Origin of the sequence: Paraburkholderia sp. 35.1 (genome assembly GCF_050436525.1) — a bacterium.
Taxonomy (GTDB): domain Bacteria; phylum Pseudomonadota; class Gammaproteobacteria; order Burkholderiales; family Burkholderiaceae; genus Paraburkholderia; species Paraburkholderia tuberum.
Genome location: NZ_JBNDMJ010000001.1, coordinates 692,401 through 707,043, shown reverse-complemented (window position 1 = coordinate 707,043; position 14,643 = coordinate 692,401). Strand labels below are relative to the sequence as shown.

Here is a 14,643-nt window from a genome sequence, read left to right as displayed (position 1 = left end):
GGTCGGATGCGCACCCATCTGGGTGGTTGGCGCCGGCATGAAAGCCGAGTGAGGGAGCAGGCGTGACGGTAGATTCTGTTACTTCGAACGCGAGAGGGAAACCCGCTCGGATTGATAGCTTGCGTGGCGCGAGCAGCGGCCGCCGCGCGGCGGCGGCGCCGTCCGTGCCGCTCGCGCCATGCCGGTCGCCGCGATCGCCGCGCCCGCACGCGGCGACGCGCGCGCGTTCGCCTAGTGCGCGGCCGGCTCCTGCGTGATGGAATCCACGCGGTCGGGATAGAACGCAAGGTGCTCGCGGATCGGCGCGACAGCGTCGTATGGGTGCTCGTAGGTCCACACCGCGTTGGTGCCGCGCTCGCCGGCCGAAGGAATCGAGAAGTATGCGCATTCGCCCTTGTACGGACAATAAGTGGCGTGCGCCGTGCGTTCGAGCCGGCTCATGTCGACGTCCTTGCGCGGGATGTACAGCACGGCCAGATAGCGGGCTTCGAGCAGCGTCAATGCGTCGTGCGTATCGGCAATCACGTGACCGCCTGCCATGACGATCACGCGCGCGTGGTGGTGCTCGATCATGATTGGATGATCCGGGCCGGGGATCTTGACGGGTTTGTCGTTCGGGACCGAATGAGTGGACATAACGAGGCTCCCTGCGAAAGTGGGGCTGCGAGGTTTCGTGCGTCGACGGCGATGTTCGTCGCCGAACGCCACGCAAGCGACTGAAGATCGCCCGTATTGCCGTACTACTTCCTTTCAGGTATTTCTATCACATACTAACGCAGACCTTCCAGGTGCTGTGAGCGGCGCAATGCCCGTCGGAATTGCATCAGTTGCGTGCGCGTGCTTTTGTGCAACGGGATGGCGACTTCGCGGAAGACGAACACGATCAGCCGACTGACAGGAGCGCGTCATGCTCGTTGGATATGCCGTGTATGACCCTGCAAATGAGCCTGCAATCTCGTCGACAAATGGCGAGGTTGTTTGACTATGCCGGCGCTTCGGAAGTGTTGGTCACTTCGCGCATTTGGGGCGTGTGCCGCTCTAACCTTGAACCTATTGTCCTGCCCTTCGCACGCACAGGTCGCGCCGAGGCAATTGTCGAGCAATACCGTGATTGGCGGCAATGTAAAGCAGCACGCAGACGCTGTGCTCGCGATCATGACTTACACGACAGTCCCGGACGTGACGACCAGTAACCTGTCGGTCAACAACGGCCTGACGGGTAATCCCGGCTTCGGGCAGACGCAATTTGGCGGCGGCTTCACCCTCAGCAGGTCGTTTCCGTTGTACATGGAGGGCACGCTCGCCTACAGCCGCTACGATCCGATCTTCATTGCCACGGATGGCGCCCAGCAGCGTGCGGTGCCGACGAAGTGGAACACCTTCAGTGGCACGGTCGGCCTGGGGTGGGATTTCCGCATCACGGACGAACTGGTGTTCCGTCCGATCTTGAACGGCACGATTGGGCGTGTCTCGAGTGACCTGAAGGTGGGGCAGACCCTCTTCAATCATGTCACCGACAGCAACCTGCAGTTCCTCGAAAACGGCTCGCTGAACGCCTACGGCTATGGCGGCTCCCTGATGCTCGACTACGAACACTACCGCGAAAACTACGAAATCGACGCCGAATTGCGGGCAACCGATATTTACCTGCGCAGCTTCGGCGGTTCGTCGGAGGCCGTTCAGGGCTCGGCCATGGCTCAGCAGGTGAGCCTATGGACGCGCTGGCGCGCGCCCACCGGCTGGCACGCGCTGGACCGGCCGGTCCGCTACGTGCTGGAAGCCGCTTACTCGCATTATTTCGGCGACAGTGCCGGCGTGCTGGGTTTCAACGACCTCACGTCGCTGGGAGTCGGCCTCGAACTCGACAGCAGCAGGTATCCCGTCATCGTCACCCGTACGCGGGCGATGGTGCGCTATGTGTTCGGTCGCAACGTGCACGGGGTGTCGTTCGGATTCGCGATGAGTTTCTAGCCAGGCCAGCTTGCCGGTCCAGCAACGAGGCTCGAACCCATGCGCGCGATCCAATGTTTCTGGTTCTCGCGCGGCCATGCGGTATAGCGCTTGCTCGGCCCAGACATGAATCGATCAAGGGAGCCGTGATGAACGACGAACCGAAACAGCCCGATGCCGGCAGGCAATCTGCCGGGCACGTTGTAGCAGAACCAGGCCCTGAACGAAGGGCCAAAACGAAGGACCTCGTGCCATGCGTACACTCGGACAGAGCCGGTCGACGAAGCGGATCGACAGCGAGCCGGACATGCGCCTGCAGAAGATAGAGATTGCCGACTTCCTCGTAAGCTGGACCGTCGTCCGGGATTCGGAAGGCGCTTTCCAGTGGGTCGTGGTCGTGACGGAGCGTGGCGGCGAGCATCACACGATCTTCGAGCGACGCGGGACGTGCGGCCACGTGTCATGGGGCGACGCGCTCGACATCGCGGCCGAAACTGCGCGCCGCGTCGCGGCCGGGCTCGTCGAGCCGGGTGAACCGGCGAAGACGAAACAGCGGCGCGGGCGCACGCCGGGTGCATCGCGCCCGAATCGTTGATGCGCGATCGCGGGCGGCGCCCCGTGGGGTCAGTAGAATGTGCTAGTTCCATTGACGCCGCGTCTGTGCCGCGCGCCGCGACCTCGGCAGCCAATGCCGCAACGCGAGCAATACAGTCGATCCCAGCAGCAGCGTGGCGATCGGAAACGTGCCCGCGGCATTCACCGCAATGTCCATCGGGCGCTCTCCGAGCAACTGCATCCGGCGGCGCGTCATCGCGGCGCCGAGCGACTGCAGTTCGTTCTTCAGCACGCGCTCGGCGTCGGGCAGCAGGATGGTTTCCTCGTCGGCGACATGATGAGCGACTTCGCGGATCAGTTGATAAAAGAGCCCGTCGTAGGCGGCGTTTTCGGGGCCCATCCCGCGCAGCTTCGCGATCGTTGCGCGCATCTCGTCGTGCTCGGGACGGCTTTTTCTCAGTGCCTCGTCGTTGCCGAGCGCGCGGCCGAGCGCCGGGTAGAAAATTTCCTCCTCGAGCTGCGCGTGGATATCGAGCGCGTCGCACACGCCGTTGACGATCGCGCGTTTGCGCCACCACGGCGTGGACGCGTGGTATCGGTGCGAAGCGGCGAGCACGTGCATATGGTCGAGGCGGATCATCGACGTAATCGACGGCGACAGCGATGAGGCGTCATTGGACATGGCGTTTCTCCAGGGAAAGGGTGCCGGCGGATACCGCATGCGCCATTCCCGCTGCCCAGCAATCGATCAACGCGGTGTCGGCTGCCGCGAGCGGAGTGCGTTGCTGCTCGTGAGGGCGCTCAACGCGGAGTCCGCGGCATCCGCCGCACGGGCGAACAGGTCGTCGACGATTCGCCGCGCCGCGCTATATCCGCCCATCAACGCATCGGCCTCGGTGTCGAACGGCCGGCTGCCTCCAATGTCGACGCGCAGCGGCGAGAACGTTGCGACCGCAGCGCCCGCCTGATAGATGTGAACCACCGCCGCGTAGCGTGTGCGTACCGCCGCGCGCCCGGCGGGGCGCAACGTGAAATCCGCCTCGACGGTCACCTCGATCGTGAACCCGTGGTATTCGTAGGTCCGCATCATCATCATGTCCTTCGTCGCGTGAGTGTGTGATCGTGCCGGTGCGCGATGATCATGCGCGACGGGCGCGGCGTTAATTGCCGCCCTGCGCGCTCGAGCGGCGCTGGCTCCGTGCTTCGAGCGTAGCGAGCCGCGCTTGCGGCTGCAGCGCCGGCGGCAGTTCGGCGTTGGCCTCGATGCGCGCGCGCCAGTAAGCCAGCCTCGCAATTCCCGTGCCCTGCCAGTCGACGCGGTCGGATTGAACGAGTTGTTCGAGGCGCTGGACAATCGCGCTGATATGCGTCAATTTCCTTGTGACGTCGTTGTGATTACGCGCGGCTTTCACAGGTTCTCTCCCCGTTTTGTTATCTCCAGCTTACTCGTCGTTCACAGTAAGTCATACCGGCTTGATGACATGTCGAAAACGCCGGATTCAGCATGCTCGCATTTGCAAAAAAAAAAGTACATCGCAGTGAGTTGTCGGAGACAGCCGCATTGTGGACAGCCCCGTCCACTCTCGCGCCGCAGTTTGCGGGACCCACATTCGACGAACCGACGCGCCGGATTGCTTCTACGCTCGACTGTTGGTGTGACGTCGTGATGACAGCGTGTGCAAATGAAGTTCGCGCCGTCGTCGGTTAGTCGGTCGACTTCTGATCTGGATCAAAATAGCAAAAGGCGGTGTGGTGATCGCGTCAGCGCTCGGGTACCCTCGTTGGAAATCCCTTTGTGCTTGGCACGATGAACGTGGTGACTATCGCGAGGGAGGGCGAAATGCCTGATGTCGGACAAGGCTCGTGCGCTACCGATGCACGCAAGCGCGGCGCATCCGCGCGTTGCGATGGTGATCGCAACGCGACTCACGCAGCGAAGAATCGGCGCGCGGCAGCGCTGCGCGGAACGCTCGTGATGACATTTGCCGTCGCCATGATGGGTGGGTGCGCGACGTCGGCCGAGCGCACCAATGTGCAGCCTTCGGGTCAACAGACGTGCAATGTGGCCGGCAAATTCTGCAACACGTTTTTCGGACCTTGACGGAAATGCTCCCAGCGCGTGTGGGCGCGCACGGCACGTTTCCTGACCGGCCCGCGTTCGTCTGCAATCGGACGACCGATGTTGGACGTGTCGCGGCGCGCGCGTTTGCTCGGGCGTGTCCATGGCCTTCAGCTTGTGGACAGCGAGCATCGGTTGGAGGAGCATGGTCGCCTGGATACGCTTGAAGGGGTATGCGCGGTCGGACAATTCCACCCCACCATTTACGCGCACGAGCGAGGCAACCAGTCGTCCTATTGCAGGAGGAAAGAAATGCTCACGCAGAAAACCAAGGACATCGTCAAGGCCACGGCCCCGGTTCTGGCCGCGCACGGCTATACGATCATTCAACGTTTCTGCAGACGGCACTTCGAGGCGCCAACACGCACGCGAGCCTCGACGTGAAGGCGGAGCACTATCCGATCGTCGGCGAATATTTACCGAAGGACGAACAGCCGGTCGCGAACTTCGAGCCGGGCCAGTACATCGGCATTGCCGTCGATGTGCCCGCGCCCGGCCTGCAGCAGATCCGGCAATACAGCTTGTCCGACGTGCCGAACGGCCATAGCTATCGAATTTCGGTCAAGCGCGAGAGCGGCGAGGCCGGGCGGCCGCCGGGCTATGTGTCGTCGCTGCTGCACGATCACGTCGAGGTGTTCGGACCGGATCTGTTCGCTGAATGACGCATACGGTCGTGCCGCGCGACGGCTGCCCCGGAAGCGACAAGCAGGAATGCAGTCACCGTGACCGGGAGTGCGGCATGAAAGTGCACCATCTGAACTGCATTTCGACTTGCCCGCTGTGCGGCAAGCTGTTCAACGGCCACCCCGATTCGTTGATCCGCCGCGGGCATCTGACCTGCCATTGTCTGCTCGTCGAAAGTCCGGCGGGGCTCGTGCTCGTCGATACCGGTTTCGGTTTGCGCGATGTCGCCGATCCCTATTCGCGCCTCGGCAAATTCTTCCTGAGGCTGCTGAAGCCTGAGTTCCGAAATGAAATGACGGCGATCAGGCAGATCGAGCGGCTCGGTTTCGACCCGGCCGACGTGCGCCACATCGTGATGACGCACCTCGATTCCGACCATGCGGGCGGGCTCGACGACTTTCCGCACGCGACGGTGCACATGCTCGCGAGCGAGCGCCAATACGCGGCGCAGCAGAAGACGTGGCTGGACCGGCAGCGCTTCAGGCCGCAGCAGTGGTCGTATCAGAACATGTGGCGCGTGCATTCGCCGCAGTACACCGAGCGTTGGGAGGGCTTCGCCAAGGTCCATCCGATCGAAGAACTCGCGAGCGAGATCGCGCTCGTGCCGTTGCGAGGCCATACCTATGGTCACGCGGGCGTCGCGGTACACGGTGATGGCGGCTGGTTGCTGCTCGCGGGCGACGCCTATTTCGACAACGGCGAGCTCGACCCGGTGCGCCCGCATTGCGCACCCGGTTTGCGCTTCTATCAGTGGATGCTCGAAAAGGATCGCGCGGCGCGACTGTACAACCAGCGCCGCCTGCGTGATCTGGCGAAGCGGGCGAGCCCCGCGTTGACGATTTTTTGCAGCCACGACGTCGACGAGTTCGAGCGGCTCGCGGGCCGTTCGGTGGCGGTGCCGGCGGAGCAGATGGCGTGATGCTCGCAGGCTTGCGAGCGCGCCCGGTGCTTCGCGGATCGCTCACGTCTTGCGCCTGGCCGAGGCACCGTGCGCGGCGGGGCGCGTTTCCTATACTGCCTTTGTCCTCCGTTCGGACTCCAGGGGACATCGTTCTCAAATGCGCTTGCGGCGACCATGCCGGTTGAAGGCTGGTGGCTCTTTTTTGCGCGAGCGCATTTCATCGAACCGGCCGCCGCAGCAGCGCGGCCGCGAGCAGGCCCGCGCCGAGCGCCACGTAGACGTTCCCGAGCGAGCGGCGCGACAGGTGCGCCTCGAATCCAGGGGTCAGCCTGTTGGGCACCACCTTGTAGTCGACCACATACGCGCTCGCCACGGTCGCGGCCGCGGCCACCGCGGTCGCGCCGGGCCGTCGTGACGGGTCGGGGCCGGCCATCCGGTCAACCAGTTGCTCGAACATCATTGCCCAGAAGATCGCGGCTGCCTGATGGATCGCGAAGCCGGTCACCGTATGCCGGATGCTGAAGCCGCGTTCACGCAGCGCGCGTTGCGGCCACAGGCAGTGGGTGACGGCATTGATCGGCGCGAGCGGGCTGCCCGATGCGTCCGTGGATGCCGCCGCGGCTGTCGCCGCCGACACGCAGCCGGCCAACAGCCCCGATGGGACGGCTCGGCGTAGCGTCGCACGGGTGGCCTGATACCACGGAGAACCGATTTTGTACTCGAGCGTTTTCATGGCAGGGCTCCGGTTCGGGCGCGCAAACGCACGCCCCATGATCGCGGACAGCGGTACGCGCGAGGAGCGGCATGGTGCGTTCCGCGCGGACGATGCGCAGGAATGCCGGCCGAAAATCGTGGCCCCACTGCGATACGCAGTGCGCTTCATCGACGACGACGAGTTCGATGCGTTGCCGAGAACGCGCCCGCAATGACGCTGCGGATGATGCCCCGTTGGCCGGGGCGCAGCCGGCTGATCCCGAACACTTCGCGCAACGTCCTGCGCATCGCGTTCAGACGGGCGGACGTGTCGCGCGGGATGGAGGTCTCGGTCATGAAGTTGACGGTTGGCTTGCGGCACGGCGAGTCAGCCTGCGGATAGCAAACATCGTACCGCGACCGGGCGCCGCAGCGGGAACGCCGTGTGCTGGTACGTCATGACGTGATATTTACGGCCAAACGGGTGGACTCATGAACAAGGAAGACAAAAGCGACGCGTATCCCTACGCATCGGGCGGATGGGGGTCGGTCAAGGCGGTGGCGACGATCCTGCTGCAGGAAAAAGCACCGCTGAAGGATAGCCAGGTTCTGATGCATCAGAACAAGCCCGACGGTTTCATGTGTGTCAGCTGCTCGTGGGCGAAGCCGGCCGATCCGCATACGTTCGAGTTTTGCGAAAGCGGTGCGAAAGCGACCGCGTGGGATCTGACGGCCAAACGCGTAACGCCCGATTTCTTCGAGGTCCACACGGTCAGCGAGCTCGCCAAATGGCACGACCACGATCTCGAGGAAGCGGGGCGGTTGACCGAGCCGCTGCGCTACGACCCGGCTACCGACCGCTACGTGCCGGTGCCGTGGCAGCAAGCATTCGATGCGATCGGCGCCGAGCTGCGCACGCTGGACCCGGCCAGCGTGGTGTTCTACACCTCGGGCCGCGCTTCACTGGAAACCTCGTACATGCTGCAGCTTTTCGCGCGCATGTACGGCACCAACAATCTGCCCGACAGCTCGAACATGTGCCACGAAAGCACCAGCGTCGGCCTCAAGGAAGCGATTGGCGTGGGCGTCGGTACAGTCTCGCTCGACGACTTCGAGAAGACCGACCTGATGTTCTTCTTCGGCCAGAACGTCGGCACCAATAGCCCGCGCATGCTGCATCAGTTGCAGGACGCGCGCAAACGCGGCGTGCCGATCATCACGTTCAATCCGCTACGCGAGCCGGGGCTGCTGCATTTCGCAAACCCGCAGTCAGCGTTGGAGATGCTCACACCCACCGATACGCAGATCAGCACGCAATACCACCAGGTGAAGACGGGTGGCGATACCGCCGCGATCCTCGGCATCTGCAAGCTCGTCATCGAAGCGGACGATCGCGCGGTGAGCACGGGCGACGCGCGCGTCGTCGACGTCGATTTCATCCGCGAGCATACGAACGGCTATGAGCAATTCGCTCAGTACGCGCGCGACGCGAACTGGGACGACATCGAGCGAGTGAGCGGATTGCCGCGCGACGCGCTCCAGGCAGCCGCCGACGAGTACATGAAGGCGAACGCGGTGATCATCCATTACGGCATGGGTCTCACGCAGCATCGGATGGGCGTGCAGAACGTGCGCATGCTGTGCAATCTGCTGCTGCTGCGCGGCAATATCGGCAAGCCGGGCGCCGGGCCGTCGCCGGTGCGCGGGCATTCGAACGTGCAGGGGCAGCGCACGGTCGGCATTACCGAAAAGCCGGAGCTCGCGCCGCTCGATCAACTGGCCAGCCAGTTTTCGTTCGAGCCGCCGCGCGAGAAAGGCATGAACATCGTCGAGGCCTTCGAGGCGATGCTCGACGGCAAGGTCAACGCGATGATCAACCTCGGCGGCAACCTCGTGCGCTCGGTGCCCGACCGGGTGCGCACCGAACCGGCGTGGGCCGCGCTCGGGTTGACCGTCAACGTGGCGACCAAGCTCAATCGCAGCCACCTGGTGCACGGCCAGCGCTCGTATCTGCTGCCGTGTCTGAGCCGCATCGAGATCGACCGGCAGGCGGGCGGCGCGCAGGCGGTGTCGATGGAAGACAGCACGGCGCACTTTCATGGCTCGCGTGGCATGGCCGAACCGGCCGCGCCGACGATCCGCTCGGAGCCGTTCATCGTCGCGGGCATCGCGAAGGCGACGCTCGGCGAGCGCTCGAGCGTCGACTGGGATGCATGGCGCGACGACTATTCGCGCGTGCGTCTGGAGATGTCGAAGACATGGCCCGAGATGTTCGGTGATTTCGAGGCGCGCATGTGGACACCCGGCGGCGTGATCCGGCCGCTGCCGGCGCGGGAGCGCAAGTGGAAGACCAAAAGCGGCAAGGCCGAATTCATGGTGCCGACTGCGATCGGCGAAGATCCGGACATGCCCGCGCGTGAGCCCGATTCGCTGCGGTTGATGACCTTGCGCAGTGACAGCCAGTTCAACACGACCATCTATGGCCTCGACGACCGCTTCAGAGGCATCAAGGGTTCGCGCATGGTGATTCTGATGAATCGGGCCGACATGGAGAAGCGCGGACTCGCGCACGGCGACCGCATCTGCCTCGAGACGATCGCGGACGACGGCGTCGAGCGGCACGTCGACGGACTGACCGTCGTGCCGTTCGACGTGCCGCAGGGATGCATCGGCGGCTATTACCCGGAATGCAATCCGCTGCTGCCGCTATGGCACTACGCGAAAGAGAGCAAGGTGCCGGGCGCGAAGTCGATTCCGGTGCGCGTACTGGCGGCCACGCGGTGATCAGTGCTTCGTAGATACAAAGAGGCCGGCATCGTTACCGGTGCCGGCCGCTGAATTACACCCGGGCAGCGCGTGAAGGGCATGATAAGCGCGTGCCCATCTCCATCATAGTCGGGCCAGCGGCCCGCAACGCGTGATGTCCGTTACCCGGCATTGAAGGACAGCGCACGACGCCACATAGTGTTCGGATACTGCGACGTCCCCTACAGATTCGGGGACAGCGTTTCTCCAGAAGCGCTCATGGCATTCCATCGCTGCCTCCGGGCTGCGGTTCGATTTGCCGGCAACCCGGCATCGTCCGTTTCATCGCGTCGGCAGCCCCCGCACGCGACACGCAGTCCATGCGCGATGTCCGCGACCTGTGCGCGCGCCTCATCGAATTGCTGAGGAAGGGTTGAGAGCAGTCCATTGCTCAACCAACCACGGTCTCGCGGCCAGCGATCTGCCGGCGTCATGAACGAATCGCCGGCAAACGCCGTCGTGCATCACATGCGCCTACGGTGATGAACAGAATCCGGGTAGCCGCGACAATCGCCGGTCTCCCAGGGATGGCTGCGCGGGTTGCGCAGCCATACGGGGTTATTTCGAAAGCTGGGTCGGATGTTGCGTCGACGCTTGTGTCGGAAGTTGCGGAATCTGCGGAAGCTGTGGAGGTTGCGGAAGCTGCGGCCCACCCTGTGAAAGCTGCTTCGTGGACGATTGCCCGGCGGACGCTGGCTGCTGCGACGGCAATTGCTGCGGCAGATTGCTTTGCGCAAGCACGGATGTGCTGGTAAGGAAGGCGAACAGTACAAGGAAGATCTTTTTCATTTCAATTCTCTACAGTTGATTGTCTTGATTTTGATGCGATTAGCAGCCGCGAGCCGTATCAACGCGCGGCCAAGATTGCCTTGTAACGCCAGGACGCTGTTGCGGTACTGAAGTCGACGGGGCTACCCGACGCTACGTTGTCTGACGGGAGGAAAGCCGACGAACTAGTCACCCCGCCGTAGTTGTTGAACGCTTGCCGCTGGGCTTCCACGCGGGCTAACACCGCCTGAAAGTCCATTGCATGTTGTGTATTGGCGTCCGTGTGGTCATGGTAGCTGACCGTTTGACGCTGAACCGGTTGCACAGCCGCTTGCTCCCAGGTTTGGGGACCGCTGCTGCTAGCGAATGCGGCGGTCGAGAAGGACAAGATCGACGCGACAACAGGGACGGGGATGAAGGTCTTCGACTTTGGCATGATCAGACTCAATATCGAGCGTCGGATTCAGGAGACGCGGTGTTTGGGGAACAACGGTCTGGCGAGGCATGAGTGCTGTTTGCCAGTTCGTTGGTGCCAGTCTAGTCATTTACGGTCGGCTTACAAGCATCTACGGGGCAACGGATAGTTGCCGTCGCTGCAAGGTTGTAGCCGATTGCGCTGAAGCAGTGTGTGCTTCTTTAGTGTGTCCGGAGGCAAGGGCGGTGCGGACTGTCTGAATGACACGCAGCAATTCGCTTCGACTGTATCCGCTGGTCGTTATACAAACGAGATCAGCCGTCGAGCATGCGCGCTTCCATCGCCGTTCGTCGACAAGACGCTACGTGGGTATCGGAATACGTCCGCAAACCGTGTATTGAAGATCTCGCAACTCATAATTGCGCGCGTCGAATGGCGGCGCGCTTTGCTTATACTGCGTCCACACGAAACAGGCTTCGTTTTTACGCAGGAATACTTATGGCACACCAACTTACGCTCCACGCCGGTTCATCGAACACGGACGTCATTCACGACATCGTTCAGCACGCGTTGCGCAGCGCTGCTACGGCCTCCACCACGAATGGAGCTATCGATGTGCTTGGTCAGGCGCTACTCGAGGTCGAGCGCCTCGCCGCGCACCCGAGCGTCCTGACGCACTGAGCCCGCTGCGCGTCTGCGAACTGGTCGGGAGTCGGACCGGCAGCGCAGCGCACGGCGTACCGCCGATGGCGGATGCAGTGCGGCTCGATCTTTAAAATCAATATTGACCGATCGCGCGAATGTGATAATATTATCACATAGTGGCCCGTCCGCGAAGTTGCTGTAGGCGAGTCGCCGCAATGCCAGCGCACGCTGAATCAACCGTGGAGATGTCACCCATGACTGCTCAACCAGACCTGAACGATTCGCTGCATCGGCGGCAGGAATGACGCGCCGACGGCGCTTCTTTTTCGCCTTGCTGTGCTCGTTCCCGCTTGTTGCGACGGTCTGCGGTTGTTCCACGACCGTGACGCCCACGCCGCGCGTCATCGCGATTGTCGTTCCCGCGGTGCCAGCACCAGCAATGATGTCGCCGCCCGATCCGATGGTGCGTCCATTGTGGATCGAAGTCACCGGGCAACCCGGTGGCCAATCGCAGACAGGCACCAGCAAACCGGCGACGCCGCAAGACCCGTCGCGCCAGCACGGTGACGACAGGCGTACCCACAGCGCGGCTAGCGGCGCGACGCCGATCTGACGGATGCGCCGCGCGGCGACCCGGCATCGCCGGCTCCTGCGGTTAAGACGGACACTTCCGCCGATGCTTCGGCTCAACGACGAAAGCCACTCGATCACTCGCCCAGTGGGGGCGCTTATGACTGTATACCATCGTCAATCTCTGTTTTGGGGCGCCGTTGCGTTAGCGGCCGGCGTGTTGCTATGGAACCTGCGTGCCGTTCTCACGCCGTTTCTGCTCGGTGCGCTCGTCGCATACATTTTGCAGCCGGGCGTGGAGTGGCTGGTACGCCATCGCATTCCGCGCGGCCTTGCGGCGCTGGTGATGATGTCTTTGTTTGCTCTGTCCGTCGCACTCGTCATGCTGCTCATGTGCGTAGTTGTCCAGAAGGAAGGGCCGGAACTCATCAGGCAAATTCCATTTATCGTCGCAAAACTCGATGGATGGCTGAAGCCGCGTCTGGCTTTTCTGGGACTGGATTATTCGCTCGATGTGACGAATATCCGCGAGGTGCTGGCGGCCCGTCTCAAAGCGGACGGGCAGGGCGCGATGCTTGCCGTATGGCAGTACCTGCGCACCAGCAGCAACGTGATGATCAATGTCGTGAGCAATGCGGTGCTGATGCCACTCGTCCTGTTCTATCTGCTCTACGACAGGCACGAGGCGTTCGAGCGCATGGCGAGCTTCGTGCCGCGGCGCTGGCTCGGCAAGACACGGGAATTCGTCGGAGAGATCGATTGCATGATGTCGCAGTACCTGCGCGGGCAACTGCTGGTGATTGCAGTGCTCGCGGTGTTCTACCCGACTGTGCTGACGATTGCAGGGTTGGATCTGGCGGTGCCCGTCGGCCTGTTTAGCGCGCTTGCCGTATTCGTTCCCTACATCGGCTTTGCGACCGGCCTCGCGTTCGCGCTCCTCGCGGCGCTGCTGCAATTCGGTGACTGGTATGGCCTCGCCGTGGTGGTCGCGGTGTATGGCGTCGGCCAGATTCTTGAAAGCTTTGTGCTGACGCCGAGACTGGTTGGCGAGCGCATCGGCCTTCATCCGCTCGCGGTCATCTTTGCGCTGCTGGCGTTTGGGCGGCTGTTCGGATTCTTCGGCGTGCTGCTCGCGTTGCCGGTCAGCGCCATCCTCGCATCGGCATTGCGGGAACTGCGCCACCGCTATCTCGCGAGTGCGCTTTACCAGGGCTGACCGGCATCGCGATCGCCCGATTTGATGTCCGGGCACCTGCCCCGCCTACCCACCAACCCGACACTGCACCGGGCGGCCGCACCTGCGATGGCGCGGAAACGCCGCGCTAGTTGCACTGTCACGGCAAGGTCGGAGCATCGGGAACGGTGGGCAGTGGACGTCGCGCGATCCGCTCGGCCTCTACACGTGTGAGACCGAACGCCTGCAACACAATGGCGGCGGTTCGCTGGGCAAACTTCTCCTCCTTCGAGCGAAGCACCTTTCGCGCACGAACGGTCCGCTTCGACGAGATGGCCAGTTGCAGTTCGGCGGCAATTCCCGCGAGCACCGTGCCAATCACGGTGATAACGGACATGAACCGGTCCGCGATCACAAAACGCCTTTCTGAAATGCCCTTCTCGCTATCGCGCAGCAGGCGCAGGCCGAGACCCCTGCTGAGCAGGCGCGGCGACAAACCTTCGCGAATGAGAAGTTGCCCCCAAACTGGCTCGCGGTAGGCCCGCAGGAGCGTGTGACGGACTGAGACGGCGATCACTTCCGCTGGATCGGACAACCCCGCGGCGAGGCGATCGAGCGTATCCGCAAATTCCTCGAACAGCCATTCGATGAGCGCCGTGAAGATGCCTTCCTTGGATTCGAAGTGGTTATAGAAGGAGCCGAACCCGACGTCGGCTGCCTCGGTGATTTCGTTAATCGTGACGGAGCTCAAACCCTTGGCCGCCACCAGTTTCAGCGCAGCGTCGAGCAGGCGCGCGCGCGTCTCGCGTTTGCGACGGGCACCGCGCGGATAGCTTCGATTGATCGCGTCGCGGGACGCACTTGGCGCCTTGAGAGAGCGTCCGCGGCTCGCGCGCGGTTTGGGGGCTTGTGGCATGTCGGCTCCGTAGTCGTGGTTATTCGAAGTCTGGATTCTAGATTTGTATGTCATAGTTGACAATATACTCAGTAATGGGTCTAATGTCACCCGCGCCGCCGACAACCGGACGTACGAAGGACCCAACGATGCCGACGGAGCGAAAAAATTCCGTTAGCGGTCGATCGCAAGTCCTCGGCCAGAACTGACAGACCAGACAGACCAGCAGATCACCGGGCGGTAGGCATGAACGGGCGCTGCCCCACGTACTGGTTGCGTGGAGGCACATCGAGCTGGCAAGTACCGACATGCACGTCGATAAGTAGGACTAACGTATCAACGAAGCTTGTTTTATGCGTCCGCGCTGATAGCGAACCGTGCTTGCTGGCACTCGGGTTTGCACGGCATCGGGAAACTTTCTTACCAGGGTTATCACCCGTCTTGTGAACATCGTGAAACATTCCGGCCC

General features: G+C 62.7%; 14 protein-coding genes and 1 pseudogene. 6 read left to right on the top strand and 9 right to left on the bottom strand.

From position 1 onward, the window contains the following. Nucleotides 1–231 precede the first annotated feature (231 nt). On the bottom strand, nucleotides 232–636 hold the full coding sequence (locus OKW27_RS03470; protein WP_090810561.1) for a DUF427 domain-containing protein: 405 nt from the start codon (nucleotides 634–636) through the stop codon (nucleotides 232–234). A gap of 348 nt (nucleotides 637–984) precedes the next feature. On the opposite strand from OKW27_RS03470, the gene OKW27_RS03465 reads away from it, so the two are divergent. Both OKW27_RS03465 and OKW27_RS03460 read left to right on the top strand, forming a co-directional pair. Next, complete coding sequence (locus OKW27_RS03465; protein ID WP_090810559.1) at nucleotides 985–1,971, top strand: hypothetical protein; 987 nt, start codon at nucleotides 985–987, stop codon at nucleotides 1,969–1,971. Between the two features lie 232 nt (nucleotides 1,972–2,203). Beyond that, nucleotides 2,204–2,545, top strand: coding sequence for a hypothetical protein (locus tag OKW27_RS03460; protein ID WP_429332554.1), 342 nt, complete (start codon nucleotides 2,204–2,206; stop codon nucleotides 2,543–2,545). Nucleotides 2,546–2,587: 42 nt separating this feature from the next. On the opposite strand, the gene OKW27_RS03455 is transcribed toward OKW27_RS03460, so the two are convergent. The 3 genes from OKW27_RS03455 to OKW27_RS03445 form a co-directional block, all read right to left on the bottom strand. Beyond that, a complete protein-coding gene (locus OKW27_RS03455; protein ID WP_090810555.1) occupies nucleotides 2,588–3,187 on the bottom strand; it encodes a hemerythrin domain-containing protein in 600 nt (199 codons plus the stop codon). 66 nt (nucleotides 3,188–3,253) lie between these two features. Continuing rightward, nucleotides 3,254–3,601 carry a hypothetical protein gene (locus OKW27_RS03450; protein ID WP_429332553.1) on the bottom strand — a complete coding sequence of 116 codons (348 nt, stop codon included), beginning with the start codon at nucleotides 3,599–3,601 and terminating at the stop codon, nucleotides 3,254–3,256. 64 nt (nucleotides 3,602–3,665) lie between these two features. Further along, complete coding sequence (locus OKW27_RS03445) at nucleotides 3,666–3,917, bottom strand: hypothetical protein (protein WP_429332552.1); 252 nt, start codon at nucleotides 3,915–3,917, stop codon at nucleotides 3,666–3,668. Between the two features lie 959 nt (nucleotides 3,918–4,876). Here OKW27_RS03445 and OKW27_RS03440 point away from each other — a divergent pair. Both OKW27_RS03440 and OKW27_RS03435 read left to right on the top strand, forming a co-directional pair. Further along, nucleotides 4,877–5,259: pseudogene (locus OKW27_RS03440) on the top strand (hypothetical protein); the annotation flags it as partial. A 104-nt stretch (nucleotides 5,260–5,363) separates the two neighbouring features. After that, nucleotides 5,364–6,227 (top strand): MBL fold metallo-hydrolase, encoded by an 864-nt coding sequence (locus OKW27_RS03435; protein ID WP_184059149.1) that lies wholly within the window; start codon nucleotides 5,364–5,366, stop codon nucleotides 6,225–6,227. 199 nt (nucleotides 6,228–6,426) lie between these two features. Here the strand turns inward: OKW27_RS03435 and OKW27_RS03430 are convergent, their stop codons facing one another. Together OKW27_RS03430 and OKW27_RS03425 are read right to left on the bottom strand one after the other, a co-directional pair. Next, the gene (locus tag OKW27_RS03430) at nucleotides 6,427–6,942 is read right to left on the bottom strand and encodes a hypothetical protein (RefSeq protein ID WP_429332551.1); all 516 of its coding nucleotides are present in this window, start codon (nucleotides 6,940–6,942) and stop codon (nucleotides 6,427–6,429) included. A 146-nt stretch (nucleotides 6,943–7,088) separates the two neighbouring features. Then, on the bottom strand, nucleotides 7,089–7,259 hold the full coding sequence (locus OKW27_RS03425; protein ID WP_429332550.1) for a hypothetical protein: 171 nt from the start codon (nucleotides 7,257–7,259) through the stop codon (nucleotides 7,089–7,091). A 135-nt stretch (nucleotides 7,260–7,394) separates the two neighbouring features. Between OKW27_RS03425 and OKW27_RS03420 the strand changes: the two genes are divergently transcribed. Next, on the top strand, nucleotides 7,395–9,686 hold the full coding sequence (locus OKW27_RS03420; RefSeq protein WP_429332549.1) for an FdhF/YdeP family oxidoreductase: 2,292 nt from the start codon (nucleotides 7,395–7,397) through the stop codon (nucleotides 9,684–9,686). Nucleotides 9,687–10,265: 579 nt separating this feature from the next. On the opposite strand, the gene OKW27_RS03415 is transcribed toward OKW27_RS03420, so the two are convergent. Both OKW27_RS03415 and OKW27_RS03410 read right to left on the bottom strand, forming a co-directional pair. Further along, nucleotides 10,266–10,496, bottom strand: a complete 231-nt coding sequence (locus OKW27_RS03415; RefSeq protein WP_429332548.1) for a hypothetical protein — start codon at nucleotides 10,494–10,496, stop codon at nucleotides 10,266–10,268. 1,024 nt (nucleotides 10,497–11,520) lie between these two features. After that, nucleotides 11,521–12,024: a hypothetical protein gene (locus OKW27_RS03410; protein ID WP_429332547.1), complete on the bottom strand. Its 504-nt coding sequence runs from the start codon at nucleotides 12,022–12,024 to the stop codon at nucleotides 11,521–11,523. Between the two features lie 241 nt (nucleotides 12,025–12,265). On the opposite strand from OKW27_RS03410, the gene OKW27_RS03405 reads away from it, so the two are divergent. Beyond that, a complete protein-coding gene (locus OKW27_RS03405; RefSeq protein WP_429332840.1) occupies nucleotides 12,266–13,321 on the top strand; it encodes an AI-2E family transporter in 1,056 nt (351 codons plus the stop codon). 118 nt (nucleotides 13,322–13,439) lie between these two features. Here the strand turns inward: OKW27_RS03405 and OKW27_RS03400 are convergent, their stop codons facing one another. Next, nucleotides 13,440–14,195, bottom strand: a complete 756-nt coding sequence (locus OKW27_RS03400) for a TetR/AcrR family transcriptional regulator (RefSeq protein WP_429332546.1) — start codon at nucleotides 14,193–14,195, stop codon at nucleotides 13,440–13,442. Nucleotides 14,196–14,643: the final 448 nt, after the last annotated feature.

What these genes read in the sequence shown, in the direction of transcription:
- OKW27_RS03405 (WP_429332840.1), top strand. Translation starts at nt 12,266, where the DNA reads ATGACTGTATACCATCGTCAATCTCTGTTTTGGGGCGCCGTTGCGTTA.
- OKW27_RS03430 (WP_429332551.1), bottom strand. Translation starts at nt 6,942, where the DNA reads ATGAAAACGCTCGAGTACAAAATCGGTTCTCCGTGGTATCAGGCCACC.
- OKW27_RS03435 (WP_184059149.1), top strand. Translation starts at nt 5,364, where the DNA reads ATGAAAGTGCACCATCTGAACTGCATTTCGACTTGCCCGCTGTGCGGC.
- OKW27_RS03450 (WP_429332553.1), bottom strand. Translation starts at nt 3,601, where the DNA reads ATGATGATGATGCGGACCTACGAATACCACGGGTTCACGATCGAGGTG.
- OKW27_RS03460 (WP_429332554.1), top strand. Translation starts at nt 2,204, where the DNA reads ATGCGTACACTCGGACAGAGCCGGTCGACGAAGCGGATCGACAGCGAG.
- OKW27_RS03465 (WP_090810559.1), top strand. Translation starts at nt 985, where the DNA reads ATGCCGGCGCTTCGGAAGTGTTGGTCACTTCGCGCATTTGGGGCGTGT.
- OKW27_RS03470 (WP_090810561.1), bottom strand. Translation starts at nt 636, where the DNA reads ATGTCCACTCATTCGGTCCCGAACGACAAACCCGTCAAGATCCCCGGC.
- OKW27_RS03415 (WP_429332548.1), bottom strand. Translation starts at nt 10,496, where the DNA reads ATGAAAAAGATCTTCCTTGTACTGTTCGCCTTCCTTACCAGCACATCC.
- OKW27_RS03400 (WP_429332546.1), bottom strand. Translation starts at nt 14,195, where the DNA reads ATGCCACAAGCCCCCAAACCGCGCGCGAGCCGCGGACGCTCTCTCAAG.
- OKW27_RS03425 (WP_429332550.1), bottom strand. Translation starts at nt 7,259, where the DNA reads ATGACCGAGACCTCCATCCCGCGCGACACGTCCGCCCGTCTGAACGCG.
- OKW27_RS03420 (WP_429332549.1), top strand. Translation starts at nt 7,395, where the DNA reads ATGAACAAGGAAGACAAAAGCGACGCGTATCCCTACGCATCGGGCGGA.
- OKW27_RS03455 (WP_090810555.1), bottom strand. Translation starts at nt 3,187, where the DNA reads ATGTCCAATGACGCCTCATCGCTGTCGCCGTCGATTACGTCGATGATC.